The sequence below is a fragment of the Oceanobacillus profundus genome, assembly GCF_003515705.1.
GTDB classification, from domain to species: Bacteria; Bacillota; Bacilli; order Bacillales; family Amphibacillaceae; genus Oceanobacillus; species Oceanobacillus profundus.
The window spans coordinates 15,260-29,322 of the sequence record NZ_QWEH01000011.1 but is presented as its reverse complement, the minus strand read 5'-3'; the positions used below and the strand labels follow the sequence as shown (position 1 = coordinate 29,322).

The window sequence follows — 14,063 nt, the reverse complement described above, 5'->3', positions numbered from 1 at the left end:
CAGAATTTTAAGGAACATCTAAGCAATTTACTCATACGATAATATCAATATGGTGATTAGGAGGGAATTATGAGTTCATACTTAATGGAAGTGCAGAAATGGTATCAGGAAAATAAGGGTCAACTTGAACGCGATTTGTCTCATTTTGAAGGACAAACAAAGGAAGTGCTTGCTAGCATATTAAATCAATTTGAACACATGTTTACAGATGCAGAGCGAGAAACTATAGATGAACAGTATATCTCTAAATTAGTTGAACAAGTTTATGCATTGTATGAGCAAAAAGAAGTGTTTGTGCAAGCAGAGAAAAGGCAGTCATTTGTTCCGATAGGTGGACATCATTTGCCGCCGCTTCCATACCCTTATGACGCATTAGAGCCGTATATCGCAAAGGAAATTATGTATTTACACCATGATAAACATCATCAAAGTTATGTGGATGGATTAAATAAAGCAGAAATTAAAATGGAAGAAGCAAGACAAACAGGTGATTTTGACCTCATTAAACATTGGGAGCGAGAGGCTGCTTTTAATGGTGCTGGGCATTATTTGCATACGATATTTTGGGAGATTATGGCACCTGATGCGGGAGGGCAACCAGAAGGAGAATTACTCCAAGCAATCGAGCGTGACTTTGGCAGTTTTGAACAGTTTAAGGAGCACTTTACTCAAGCAGCAGACCAAGTAGAAGGTGGAGGCTGGGCGATGCTTGTTTGGGCACCACGTTCAGGAAGAATGGAAATTTTACAAGCAGAGAAGCACCAAAATCTTTCCCAGCAAGATATGATTCCTTTATTAGTACTAGATGTATGGGAGCATGCTTACTATTTACAATATTTAAATGAGAAAAAGGATTATGTTGACGCGTGGTGGAACGTCGTCAATTGGCCAGCAGTTGCAGATCGATATCATAAAGCAAAAACGTTGCGCTGGAAATTGGCTTAGTAGAAGAAAAGCATAAAAATATCAACAGGATTACAATCAATCTCTGTTGATATTTTATTTTGCTTGTATCATTTTACGCTTCCTTGTTCAAATAGAAAATACGCGTAGCTCGCTGGACGGTTCCATCCTTATCTGCAGCCTCAAATGTCACAACATGAAAATGCTCGGTCAAAGGTTCTGTCAGTTTGAAGGATAGTGTAGCAGAATTATTATCGTACTCCGGTTCATAGGCAACTCCATCGACAATTACTCTGAAATCCAGCGTTTCAATTGTATTTGCTGGACCATCAATAGTTGCTTCTAAAGTTGGCGTTGTTTCTTCGATCATTTCACCCATTCTATATTCCGGATTTATTTCGAAATCTAACCCTTTTGCATATGGATTGCTAGTTGCAGATTTTTCAACTTCTAACAATAAACGAAGCGTATTTTTTCCAAGGATTTTTTCAATCTCCTCATCAGAATACCCTCTGTTTTGTAATTCATCCGTAATTTTATAAAGCTCGGTTGCATCTTGTAAGTCTGAAGGCATATCCGAACCGTCAAAGTCAGAACCTAATGCAACGTGATCAATCCCAATTAAATTAACAGCATAATCAATGTGATCAACGATATCGGTAACATAGGCGGATGGTTTATCCGTTAAAAATACTGGATAAAAGACGATACCAACAACACCACCATTTTCAGCAAGGGCGATTAGCTGCTCATCTGTTAGGTTGCGCTGGTGATTTCTTAGCGCTTTGACACCAGAGTGTGTTGCCATAATAGGAGCATTGGTGACTTCTAATACATCCCAAAACGTGTTTTCTGACATATGAGATACATCAATAACCATGCCTAGCTTATTCATTTCTGTTGCAACCTGAGCACCAAGCTTCGTTAAGCCACCATTTGAAGGAGTTCTTGCTGGGTCTCCATATATTTTATTCGCACCTTCACCGAGTGCATTGGAATAGTTCCAATTAAAACCAATCGCTTTAATACCAAGGTCGTAATATTGATGGAGTAATTCAATTGCATTATGCTCTTCTAAAGAATAGGCACCTTCAATTGTAGGGACGGCTGCAATTTTACCTGCTTTTATTGTTTTCCAAATATCAAATGTTGTCTTGGCAATTTGAAAATGGTCCTGATTATTTTCCTCCATCCAATAAAGTGCATGAATTAATGCGAGTGTACGACTAATACTACGAGGATTATTATCATAATATCCCTCTGTGAATGCTGCGAAAAATCCTACATTTATACCACCTTCCTCAAGCTTCGGTATATCAGCATGAAGGGAAGTATTTTCACCAATATCGACTTCTGGGAGCCATGTGCTCTCGTTAAGTACATTCATCATCGTATCGATATGACTATCAGCGATTGTTGCTGTTTTATGTATACTATCCGTATTTTCTAGAGATTCGTGCTTTAATTGGATAGGAAAATTATCAAGTGTACCTAATGTAGTAGGGAAAGTTAATAGCATTGTAATGAGTAGCCAAAATAGAGAAATAGGCATGATCGAATCTCCTTTCATAGATTTGAACAAGGCAACATAATTTATCAAAATTCAAGTTACAGCATAGAAAAAGTCTATTAAAGTGCGTGTTCAAAAAGGAGGATAAAAAGGACCGAGGTCGGCTAAGGTCGAAACGTCCCTTTGTGACGCCGACACTAACACGTCCTGGGCGTCGAAGTTCCTTATCATGTTTACCGGACTTTTTCAACAACCTCTTAAATAGAATTAATTTCATTGTACAGAAAATGTGGATGACTGTCACTTATAGGTAATTGCCAATCATTTAGCAGTTCGTTGTATCTAATGCGTTTTGAAAAATATATTGTTTTTTGAAATAAATCTACAGGATGGTGATCTTATAATAAAACTTTCATCATTAAAATATTTAAAATCCGAAGTGCTAAATACCTAAATTTTTGGAAAGTTTTAGCTTTTACTGTTGAATTTTTGTTACTTTTTTCCTATAATGGGGATTAGATGGAAATATATAAAATTTAAAATTTTGCTGTTATATACTAACAGGGGGAAAAGAGGCGAAGGAATGGAGAATGTAAAGAAATTTTATTTAGAGGAGATTTTTGAAGAGAATCGTAGTAGGTTTCATTTTCATCTGTATCGACTTAGAAACTATGATACCTACGTTAATAAAGGAATAGAGAATACATTAGCATTACAGCCAGAGCAAGGTGTCCTGTCTACATACTTCAATATTATAATTCGTAAGCATATTTTCGAATTACTTCAGCTTAAATCAATCAACCAACATAAAATAAAACTTCTTCCAGTCGCAACCATAGAATCAAACTCACCAGTTACATATCCTGACAATAGTGCTTCCTTATGGGAGTATTATGAGAACAATTTAACTGTAAATCAGTGGAAATGGGTTTACCTATCGTTATATTTAAATTTGCCGATAAAGGAAATTGCAGAACAAGAGGGAGTTACCATTGAAGCGGTAATGAATTGGGGCAGAGACTTTAATATAAGCTTGCAGCGTATCATAGATGGTGAGGCATGATTTCGAATCTATTCCTGGTGGGGAACTTATTAAAATTACTTTAAAAACCTAATAAAAAGGTTAGCTCTATCCTTTAAATTAATGATAAAGCTAACCTTTATTCCAACAAATACTACCACTATTTTTTAAATTTGCTTCTCCTGCTTTTTGCTCTAAGTTTTGCCATTAAATCAGACGATTGTTGTGCAGCTTCCTCTGTGTTAGAAATGTTAATTCTCTTTATTTTATATGTAGTACGATTTTTTTCAAGATCAAAGACGGTATTGATTTTACTCCCAGCGGGAAGCTCACTTTCGTTTACAATATATTCTTCTTTCGTATCTTGAAGTAAAATTACTGCTTTGTCTCCCTCAAATCGATCTAGTATTCCTCTCATATGTTTCCCTCCCTGTTAATCCATACAAGCCAGATCTTGTTCCTTTATGTCTGCCATTCTAGCTGGTCCTATTCCTTGGATACGACTTAAGTCATCTAATGCATTAAATGGTCTTAAATCTATTAATTCTGCAGCTCGCTCTGGGCCAATATGGATGATTGCTTGAACTTCAGAAATAGTAGCGGTGTTCAAATTGATACAAGAATTATCAGCTGCCGTTTCTGCATTTGCACCTGGATCTTGCTCAGAACTATTTGAAGTATTGGAATCTGTTGTTGTTTCTTCCTTGTTTGTTTCAATATGAAAATTTTCTCCATCAGATGTGACTACAATTGTTCCATCTTTATCCGTTCCGTACAGTTCAACTCCAGCATCTTTAATATGTGAAACTACATCTTGACTAGGGTGTCCATAGAGATTATTTACACCCGCACTATAGATTGCAACTACTGGATCAACTGCATGAATAAAAGCATGGTCACTTGATGTGTTGGATCCGTGGTGACCGAGATGCAGAATATCCGCTCCTATATCGATTCCACTGCTCAGGATGTTTCGTTCGTCACTTTTTCCAGCATCACCTGTAAATAAAAACTTCGTGCTACCATATGTAAACAGTAATGAAATGGATTCTTCGTTTGATTTTCCGGTAATTGTTTCAGGGTAAAGTACTGTGATTTCTAGTGGACCGATTTCATATTCCTCATTAGCCCTTGGCTCGTGATAATCTGCCTCACTATTAATAACGGCTTCGACACCACGCATGAAGGTTTGAGAGGAGCTCTCATTTCCTGACATCCAAACCTCACCAACATCAAAATCTTGAACGACATCATCCAATTGACCGATATGATCAGCATCTGGGTGACTGACAACGACAAGGTCAATTGTAGAAACATCCTGTGCCTTTAGGTAATTTACAACCTCATCGCCTTTCCAATCTCCTGTATCAAAAAGGATTGTATACGACTTATCTTGATCGGAATATTGGAAGAGCGTGGCATCTGCTTGGCCAACATCAATGTAATGAATTTTTAAATCGGAAAGGGAGGAGGTTTCATTTGATCCTGTATCCACATTTTTCTCCATAAGCGAAGCAGACCGTTCATCAATTGTGTTGTTTGCAATGGATAAAGGTTCTGTTAGATCACTAGTCTGCCCACAAGCAGTTAAAAAGATGATGAAAATCAAAGTTAGTATAAATCTTCTATTCAATTGTTAACCTCCAAAAAGTATTTTCACAGATAAGGGTATCAAAAAGGAGCAGTAAAATCTATGAAACTTTAGGGAGAAAACAGATAGCGTATGTTAATCGGATAAAAAAATTTAATGGGGTAATCAACCGTGTTGAAAATAATCAAGCTGTAATATTGCTCAAGGAATTAGAAAAAGAGATGATTATCTCCAAAAATCTTCTGCCATCTGAAATCGAAGCCAGTATGTGGCTCCGATTTACATTTAGTACGATTAAAACTAATGAAGTCCATGAATGGGTAATGATTAAGAAATTAAGGCACCTATTGCACCCGCATATGCTCCTTTATCAAGAAAAATCGCTTCATAGGATAGCTTATCTTGAAAACTGCTTAATACCTTTTTTAAAAGAGTATTACCATTTAATGTACTGCCAATAAAAACGATGGTGCTTATGTCTTTATGGATTGCAACTTGACTAGCAAGTGATATCGTAATTTCTCCAATTAATTGAATAAGTGCAGCCATATGATCTGCTTTTGAGGCTGTTTTATTGAGATTAGCTTTACCAAAATTAGCAGCAGTAAGATCTCCAAAAATAGGAGGCTCATTTGGTGTATAAATATCCCTCACTAATAAATCACTGTTTTCATGATTTCCCTTCTCAGCTAATGCAATAAGTTTTAGAAAACTGCTTTTTCCTGTAATTAATGAACCAAGACCCATTAATGTTCCTCCAGCAACACCGCTTCCAGCAAGGCGCTCAAACTTATGCTTTGTTACATGGAATATTGATGTACCAGTACCGATATTTACAACGAGATAATCCTCTTCCTTTTGTTGCTTTTCTAGGCTTAGTAAATAGCGCGTTCCCTCAATGAGGGATTGGAATTCATCTAAAACACGGATGTTTTGGCTTAGCTGGTGAGAAATCAACTTACGTTTTCCTCCAGTTACATGTAATGTAGCATGAGGAGAAATGAATTGTAACCATTGAAGCAGCTCATTTTTTTCTTGGATGGGATATGTCTTCACGTGAAGCTTTCCATGTTCTTCATAGGCTATTTTTATTAGCGTTCCTCCAGCATCAATTCCGATTCTGTCCATTATATAATCCCTCGCTTTGTTTTTTGTCTTTCTAATAGCATCTCGTAAATGATTAGTTTTGTAAGTAAGATGATTGTTCAATGAAATAAAGAACAGCAGGAGTGGTTTAACCAATCCATTCTTTATTATACTTAATCATCTCATCTATCTGCATTTGTGTCAGTGGTTCTTTACTTGAAAGCAATTCTAGGTGGTATTTATGTGCTTTCAGCGTTTTTTCAACATTACATGTATGTTTGGCTTGGAGCATTTTCGGTTTATACAATTCATAAATCGTTTTACCGATTTCAATAATATATTCATTTTCTGTCGTATCCAGTATTGCATAATGGAATGTTAAATCAATTTCTACTAAGTCTTCAATAGAAATATCAGATGCTAGCGTTTCTTTCTGGGATTCATAGACCTGTCTGATCTTTGCAATTTTTTCTTCTGACCAATTTGATTTAATGACATTCATCATTAAAACTTCAAAGTGTTGTCTGAACTCTATCAGTTTATCTAGGCTTTCATTGAGTAATAGCAAACTGAATATCAATGGGTTGAGAGAATCGCTCGTAGGCTGTTTTGTGATAAACATGCCTTCTCCACGTTTAATTTGCACAATCCCGATTGCCTCCAGTGTCTTAATAGCTTCCCTGATGGGTGTTCTGCTTACACCAAATTGCTCAACCAGCTCTTCTTCAGTTGGTAGTTTATCACCAGGTTTTAACGTACCATTTAATAAATGGGCTTTTATCTGCGCGACAATCTCTGCTGATCGTTTATTTGCTGAACTTAGTTTTGAAAAAGGCTCCATCTTATTCACTCCGGTTTATTATTATTTAATATATTCAGATTTAGATGCGATTTTCTAAAGACTTGTTTAAATATGATATCTGCAAATCCCGATAGATAAAAATAACAAGCTGGGTTCACTCTTGGAAGTATAATGAATTTTTTGATTTTTGTATTTACAATGTTTTGGTTTTATTATACCATATACATAATACGTATGATGTATTGAAGAATGGAGCTGAAAGAAATGAAATACTTTAACATCGCCTCAATTCCAGGTGACGGTATTGGCCCTGATGTTATGCATGAAGGGTATAAGGTATTAAAAGCCCTGGAAAATTTACATGGTGGAATAGTGTTTGAGCGAAACGAATTCGATTGGAATTGTAAGCGTTATCTAGAAACGGGCAAGATGATGCCGGATGATGGTTTAGAGATCCTTAAAGACTATGATGCTATTCTATTTGGTGCGGTAGGAGCACCGGAAGTTCCAGACCATATTTCGGTGTGGGAGCTTATATTGCCAATTCGCAGAGCCTTTCAGCAATATGTAAATTTACGGCCGATTAAGCTATTGAAAGGGATTGAAAGCCCACTGCGTTATAAGTCGGTGGAAGATATCGATTTTACGGTGATTCGGGAAAATACAGAAGGTGAATATTCAAATAGCGGTGGGAAGCTTCATGAGAATACGCCTCACGAAACAGTGATTCAAAACAGTGTTTTCACAAGGTATGGAACAGAACGGATTGTTAAATATGCATTTGAATATGCAAAACAAAAGGGAAGGAGTAAGCTTTCCGTTGCGACAAAATCAAATGCTATGAATTATTCGATGCCGTTTTGGGATGACATCGTCCGTGAAATTGCGAAGGGATATCCATCTATTCCGTTCCATTTATATCATATAGATGCATTGGCTGCCTTTTTTGTCTTAAAGCCAGAAGAATTTGAAGTGGTCGTTGCCAGTAATTTATTTGGCGATATATTAACAGACTTAGGTGCAGCGATTGCAGGTGGTATTGGTATTGCACCATCTGGAAATATCAATCCGGAAGGTACGTATCCATCTATGTTTGAACCAATACACGGATCCGCACCAGATATTGCAGGCAAAGGAATTGCTAATCCTGTTGCACAAATTTGGAGTATCAGTTTGATGCTAGATCATTTCGGTTATATCGATTTAGCTGAGAAGGTTGTACAAGCAATTGAAAGTGTGTTAGTTGAGGGTGATAACATAACACCAGATTTAGGTGGGAATGCATCAACAGCTGAGATGGGAGACAAGATTGTTAATAAAATTCTAGAGGGGTGAACGTGTGAAACAGAAGGAAAAAGTATTTATCGTTACAGGTGCTGGAGGAGGTATGGGTAATGAAGTCGTCTCTACATTACTTTCTGAAGGATCAATTGTTGTTGGAATTGATATTTCTTTAGAAGGTATGGCACACATTACGCATAATAATTTCCGACAAGAAGAAGTAAATCTTTTAGACGGTAATCGGATTAAGGAAGTGTTTAAACAGATTTTTGAAACATATGGGAAAATAGATGGACTTGTGAATCTGGCGGGGATAGCTCAATCATCAACTCCAATTGAGGATGTTTCTTTAGATTTTTGGAATAAAATCATTGGCATTAATGCTACCTCAATTTTTTTAACATGTAAGGAAGCTGTATCCTATATGAAAAAGCAAGAGGGAGGAGCAATTATAAATGTTGGCTCTGTTTCTGTGGCAAGACCAAGACCCGGTCTTCAATCATATATCGCAACAAAGGGTGCTGTAGAAGCTTTCTCAAGAGCGCTCGCAATTGAAGTTGCCCAAGATAAAATTCGTGTTAATGTACTGCATCCAGGACCAGCGGAAACACAAATGCTTGTGCAATTTCCATCTGAGAAGGACCAAGAAAATGGATTAACACTAGATGATTTTAAAATGAGTGTACCATTAGGTGAACTGATTAAACCGACTGATATTGCGGAAGCGATTAGCTATCTGTTATCAGATGGAGCAAAGATGGTTACTGGGACAACACTCCATGTGGATGGTGGAAGAAGTTTATAGGAAGGGGTAAATAAATGGATAAGATAAAAATGCTGATTAATGGGGAATGGGTTGGAGCTGGAGAAGACGAATGGCTTCCAGTATATAATCCATCAACAGGTGAAAAGCTAGCAGAAATTGTGAATGCGACGGAGAAGCAAATTGATACTGCTGTAGAAGTTGCGCGTGAAGCTTTTGAAAGTAAGGAATGGAAGTCATTTAAACCGTATGAGCGTGGACAGTTGTTAATGGAGCTCGCAACCTATATTCGCGAAAATAAAGATAAGTTAAGTGAGTTGGAATGTCTAGATGTTGGAAAACCGATGACACAAGCAAGGAATGATATCGAAGCAGCTGCAAGATATTTTGAATTCTATGCTGGAGCGGCAGATAAGTTAATGGGGGATAGCATTCCGATTGAAGATGGACTTCTTGATGTAACTGTACTTGAGCCGATGGGAGTGACCGCCCATATAATACCTTGGAACTATCCGATTCAAATTATGTCCAGAAGTGTAGCTGCTGCAATTGCAACAGGTAATGCTGTTATTGTAAAAAGTGCGGAGGATACACCATTGACAGCAAATGCTCTGGCGAAATGGTTCGCTCAATGTAAGTTGCCAAAAGGAATTTTTCAACATGTTACAGGTCTTGGTTCAACTGCAGGCAGCCATCTGGTTTCCCATGAAGGTGTCGATCAAATTACATTCACTGGCTCTGTAAAAACGGGAATTACTGTTATGAAGGCTGCTGCTGAAAGTGTCACTCCAGTAACACTTGAACTAGGAGGGAAATCTCCGAACATCGTGTTTCAGGATGCGGATTTAGAAAAAGCGGCAGAGGGTGTTAAGAATGCAATTGTTCAAAATGCAGGTCAGACATGTTCAGCTGGCTCAAGATTACTTGTGCACTCATCAATTAAAGAGACGTTTGTTAATCAATTGGCAGAAAAATTTGATGCATTAAAAGTTGGTCGGGGAATAGAAGATCCAGACATTGGACCAATTTTAAATAAACGTCAATATGAGAAGATATTGTCTTACTTGGAAATAGGCAAAAAAGAAGGAAAAATTCTTACTGGGGGAGAGCCGGTTAAAGTTGAAGATACAAGTGGCTATTATATTCAACCAACCATTATTGACGGTCTGGAGCATAATAGTACATTGGCACAGGAGGAAATTTTTGGACCGGTTCTTACTGTTTTTACCTTTGAGGATATAGAAGAAGCAATTGCGCTTGCAAATCAGACGGAATATGGTTTAGTAACAGGAATTTGGACTTCAAATATTGATACAGCTCATTATACAGCTCAGGGAGTCAAGTCCGGCCAAGTATTTGTGAATAATTATGGTGCAGGTGGCGGAGTTCAAATGCCATTTGGAGGCTATAAAAAAAGCGGAATAGGAAGAGAAAAAGGATTTGAAGCATTGAAGAATTATGTTCAAATTAAAAATATTGCCGTGAAATATAATATGTAAAGAAGGGATGGTTCTTATGCGAGAAGTTGCATAAAAACCATTCCTTTATTTTAGTGTAAGAAAGCATAAAATGTGGATGTAGTATTTCTTTTACCGGAACAGCCACGTCCAGCTCCAGCGCCCAGCGCCTAGTGAGACTTCCCTCACCTCCGTACGATAAAGAAGACTTGCCGACTGGCTAAGACATGAGGCCTAGTCGCACTTATACCCTTGCGGTGAAAGTTAACATCGGCATACCCCTGAAGGGACATGTTTCCTTTATCTCCTCCGTAGGAATGTTCGACTGTCGAACCACCACCCCAGAGTTCGGGGCGCAGTCCGTACGTCGCTAACCGGGCGCTTCCGCTTTTGAGCTTTATTTTGAACGAGGATCCATTAAATCCCTTAATGCGTTGCTTAATAGGTATAACCCCAATACGAGTAATGTGATTGCCCCACCAGGTGCATACGTATACCAAGGAGAGTTGATTAAGTAGCTTTGAGCATCCTTTAACATTCTTCCCCAGCTTGGATCAGGAGGCTGTACGCCTAACCCTAAATAACTGAGTGCTGCTTCTGCTAACATGGCAATTGCAAAGGCAATTGATAGAGCTACAATAATTTGCGAAGAAATGTTTGGTAAAATATGCTTAAACATTATTTTGTAGTTTTTCACTCCGATTAGCTTGGCTGCAGTCACATATTCTGCTTCTTTTTGCTGTACAAAGCCACTCCGTGTTACCCTAGCGATACTTGGAACAGCAATGATGCCAAGTGCAATAGAAGTGTTAATTATTCCTGGACCAAAAACAGCAACAAGCATTAAAGCCAAAATAATCCCTGGGAAAGCCATGAGAGCATCCATTATTCTCATGAACACTTCATCTAGCCATCCACCTGCATAGCCAGCAATTCCTCCAATTAATACACCGAAGAACCCGCCGATCGCAATTGTCAGTATACCTACTAAAAACGCTGTTTGACTGCCTTTTAAAATCCTGCTAAAAATATCACGGCCAAATTCATCTGTCCCAAAGATATGTGTTGTGCTTGGCTCTTTTAGCTTATTCGGAATATCCATTGAATTAACATCGTAAGGAGTATAGAAAAAACTTACAATTAAAATACCGATAAAGGCCAGCAGTATACCCGATCCCAATAGGAGATTGATATTTTTTTTATGTTTTTGCATGGTTTACACTCCCTAACGTAACCGGATTCTTGGATCAACGACAGAATATAAAATGTCCACAAGAAAGTTGATACATACAACGGCAACAGTTATATACATAACGATTCCTTGTACGAGTGGAAAATCCCGATTGCTTATCGATGTGATTAACAATTGACCTATTCCAGGCAAAGCAAAGACTTGTTCAACGATAATTGTCCCTGCTACAATTTCGGCAGTGATCAATCCGAAAATAGTGAGAATCGGGATCATTGCATTTTTCAAGATATGTTTATAAACAACGATTTTCTCTGGTAACCCTTTACTTCGAATCGTTCTTACATAATCAAGCTGCACCTGCTCTAAAATCGACGTCCGAACATATCGGAATTTAACAGCAACCTGTGGAATAGCAATTGTTAGTGCAGGTAATAGCAGTGTACTTAATGCACCCTGAATACTTTCAGTCCATGGAATATATCCATTAATTCGGAAAAAGTCTACATTCATCCCGATATAGAGAATAAAAATCATTCCGAGCCAGAAGGAGGGGACCGCCATCCCCAATTGGGTCACAGATGATAAAACGACATCACTAGCTTTATTTTTTCGGCGAGCTGCGAAAATCCCTAGCGGAAGTGCAACAAGTAAAACGATTAGTAATGCTATACTTGCTACAGATAATGTCACGGGTAACCGTTCCATTAGTAATGTACTGACTGGCATTGAAAAACGGATTGAATTCCCTAAATCACCAGTGAACAGTCCCTTAATCCAAGTGAAGTACTGTTCATACAAAGGACGGTCTAAACCTAACTCGCTTCTTAAATTTTCAATTTGCGTCTCATCCGCCTCAGTTCCGAGCATTGTTCGAATTGGATCACCTGGTAATACTTGAAAGACTGCAAACGTAATGACCGACACTAGTGCTACCGTTATAAAAAGTAAAATGATGCGACGAAGATAAAAGAACATAGTACCAGCCCTTCACTATTCGAATTTAACTTCTTTCATATCATGGAACCAGAATGGATAACTTTTTAGACCTGTAATATTATTCGTAGATCCCCACAGAATTTGATAATCAGCAATATAAACAGCCGGTACTTGTTCATTTAAAATTTCCTGAGCACGTTGATAGTATTCAATCTGCTTATCCCGATTTGATTCCAATAGCACATCTGACATGACTTGGTCAAATTCCTCATTATCGAAGAGGAAGAAATTCTCCGCATCGTTTTCTGAAATGTAGTTATTAAGAACCTCATAAGCAGATGGACGTCCTGTTAAATCAATGGTTGTCATTTCATAATCCCGACCGGAGTAAACACGCTCTAACCAAATTCCCCATTCAACTACCTCAATCTCAACATCAATTCCAATTTCTTTTAAGTTCTCAACTGCAATCTGAGCAATACTGGAGTATATATCATTATGTGAAGATACGGTTATTTTTGTTGAAAATCCATTGGGGTAACCAGCCTCTGCAAGAAGTTCCTTTGCTTTTTCTACATCACGGTTATAAACCTCCTGAAGTCCGTCTAAGTAATAATCTCCCATAGCAGGGCTCATATTTGACCCAATTGGCGTTGCATAGCCAGAGAATACAGAATCAATAATATCCTGCTTATTAATTGCATAGTTAATTGCTTGTCGAACCTTTACATCATTAAATGGTTCTTTATCACCATTAAATGTAATAATTAAGCTGGAATTGTTATTTTGATGTGAAACATTATAGTTACCTTCTACTTCAGAAACACGATGTCCAGGAATCCCTGTTAGATTAACCTCATTTGCTAATAGGTTCATTACAGCTGCTTGGTCATCAGATTGAAAGATAAAATTTACTTTTTCTAAATATGGCAAGCCTTCTTGCCAATATCCCTCATGTTTTTTCAGTTCCAAACTTGATCCAGGTGAATAGTTCACAAAGGCGAAAGGTCCTGTACCAATTGGATTTTCATTATGCTTCCCATCATTACTTTTTGGTATAATCGCTGATTGTAATGCGGTTAATGAGTATAGAAAGTTCGAGTTTGGTTCTTTTAATGTCATAACAAAGGTTGTGTCATCCAGTGTGTCAATGGAATCAACATTATCAAAGTTATTGGATAATTTTTCTCCACCAGCTAGTCCCATTAAACGCTCAAATGTATACATAATATCGTCAATTGTTAAATCTTCACCGTTATGAAAAGTAATCCCTTCACGGATTTTAAAGGTATACGTTAAACCATCATCAGATACTTCATAGCTCTCTGCAACCCCTTCAGTTAAGGAGCCGTCTTGTTTTGGAATAAATAACCCTTCGAACATATTTAAAATCATTTGGAAGGAAATTGATGCTGTTGCATGGTGTGGATCTAAAAAGTCTGGATCGTCATTGATACGAACGCGAATTTCCTGTGCTTGTGACGACGATTGTCCATTTGTATCACCACTCATTGCTGTAGA

At 37.7% G+C, this 14,063-nt stretch carries 13 protein-coding genes; 5 read left to right on the top strand and 8 right to left on the bottom strand.

The window, feature by feature from the left end; all coding sequences use genetic code 11:
• Positions 1 to 69: 69 nt before the first annotated feature.
• Positions 70 to 945 carry a superoxide dismutase gene (locus tag D1B32_RS15235; protein ID WP_118889786.1) on the top strand — a complete coding sequence of 292 codons (876 nt, stop codon included), beginning with the start codon at positions 70 to 72 and terminating at the stop codon, positions 943 to 945.
• 73 nt (positions 946 to 1,018) lie between these two features.
• Here the strand turns inward: D1B32_RS15235 and D1B32_RS15230 are convergent, their stop codons facing one another.
• A complete protein-coding gene (locus D1B32_RS15230; protein WP_118889785.1) occupies positions 1,019 to 2,455 on the bottom strand; it encodes a dipeptidase in 1,437 nt (478 codons plus the stop codon).
• A 541-nt stretch (positions 2,456 to 2,996) separates the two neighbouring features.
• Between D1B32_RS15230 and D1B32_RS15225 the strand changes: the two genes are divergently transcribed.
• On the top strand, positions 2,997 to 3,476 hold the full coding sequence (locus D1B32_RS15225; RefSeq protein WP_095310934.1) for a sigma-70 RNA polymerase sigma factor region 4 domain-containing protein: 480 nt from the start codon (positions 2,997 to 2,999) through the stop codon (positions 3,474 to 3,476).
• A gap of 118 nt (positions 3,477 to 3,594) precedes the next feature.
• Here D1B32_RS15225 and D1B32_RS15220 read toward each other — a convergent pair whose 3' ends face one another.
• The 4 genes from D1B32_RS15220 to D1B32_RS15205 form a co-directional block, all read right to left on the bottom strand.
• Positions 3,595 to 3,852: a DUF3006 domain-containing protein gene (locus tag D1B32_RS15220; RefSeq protein ID WP_095310932.1), complete on the bottom strand. Its 258-nt coding sequence runs from the start codon at positions 3,850 to 3,852 to the stop codon at positions 3,595 to 3,597.
• 15 nt (positions 3,853 to 3,867) lie between these two features.
• Entirely contained in the window at positions 3,868 to 5,067 is a 1,200-nt protein-coding gene (locus tag D1B32_RS15215) for an MBL fold metallo-hydrolase (RefSeq protein WP_118889784.1), read from the bottom strand.
• Between the two features lie 285 nt (positions 5,068 to 5,352).
• Complete coding sequence (gene coaW, locus D1B32_RS15210; RefSeq protein ID WP_118889783.1) at positions 5,353 to 6,153, bottom strand: type II pantothenate kinase; 801 nt, start codon at positions 6,151 to 6,153, stop codon at positions 5,353 to 5,355.
• Positions 6,154 to 6,259: 106 nt separating this feature from the next.
• Positions 6,260 to 6,952: a FadR/GntR family transcriptional regulator gene (locus tag D1B32_RS15205; protein WP_095310928.1), complete on the bottom strand. Its 693-nt coding sequence runs from the start codon at positions 6,950 to 6,952 to the stop codon at positions 6,260 to 6,262.
• 225 nt (positions 6,953 to 7,177) lie between these two features.
• On the opposite strand from D1B32_RS15205, the gene D1B32_RS15200 reads away from it, so the two are divergent.
• The 3 genes from D1B32_RS15200 to D1B32_RS15190 are packed head-to-tail and all read left to right on the top strand — an operon-like array spanning position 7,178 to position 10,456.
• The gene (locus D1B32_RS15200) at positions 7,178 to 8,248 is read left to right on the top strand and encodes a tartrate dehydrogenase (protein WP_095310926.1); all 1,071 of its coding nucleotides are present in this window, start codon (positions 7,178 to 7,180) and stop codon (positions 8,246 to 8,248) included.
• A 4-nt stretch (positions 8,249 to 8,252) separates the two neighbouring features.
• A complete protein-coding gene (locus D1B32_RS15195) occupies positions 8,253 to 8,999 on the top strand; it encodes an SDR family NAD(P)-dependent oxidoreductase (RefSeq protein WP_118889782.1) in 747 nt (248 codons plus the stop codon).
• 14 nt (positions 9,000 to 9,013) lie between these two features.
• Positions 9,014 to 10,456 carry an aldehyde dehydrogenase family protein gene (locus D1B32_RS15190; protein WP_118889781.1) on the top strand — a complete coding sequence of 481 codons (1,443 nt, stop codon included), beginning with the start codon at positions 9,014 to 9,016 and terminating at the stop codon, positions 10,454 to 10,456.
• A 355-nt stretch (positions 10,457 to 10,811) separates the two neighbouring features.
• Here the strand turns inward: D1B32_RS15190 and D1B32_RS15185 are convergent, their stop codons facing one another.
• The 3 genes from D1B32_RS15185 to D1B32_RS15175 are packed head-to-tail and all read right to left on the bottom strand — an operon-like array spanning position 10,812 to position 14,054.
• Positions 10,812 to 11,627: an ABC transporter permease gene (locus D1B32_RS15185; protein WP_095310916.1), complete on the bottom strand. Its 816-nt coding sequence runs from the start codon at positions 11,625 to 11,627 to the stop codon at positions 10,812 to 10,814.
• Between the two features lie 12 nt (positions 11,628 to 11,639).
• The gene (locus tag D1B32_RS15180) at positions 11,640 to 12,581 is read right to left on the bottom strand and encodes an ABC transporter permease (protein WP_095310914.1); all 942 of its coding nucleotides are present in this window, start codon (positions 12,579 to 12,581) and stop codon (positions 11,640 to 11,642) included.
• 15 nt (positions 12,582 to 12,596) lie between these two features.
• Positions 12,597 to 14,054 carry an ABC transporter substrate-binding protein gene (locus D1B32_RS15175; protein ID WP_118889849.1) on the bottom strand — a complete coding sequence of 486 codons (1,458 nt, stop codon included), beginning with the start codon at positions 14,052 to 14,054 and terminating at the stop codon, positions 12,597 to 12,599.
• Between the last annotated feature and the right edge of the window lie 9 nt (positions 14,055 to 14,063).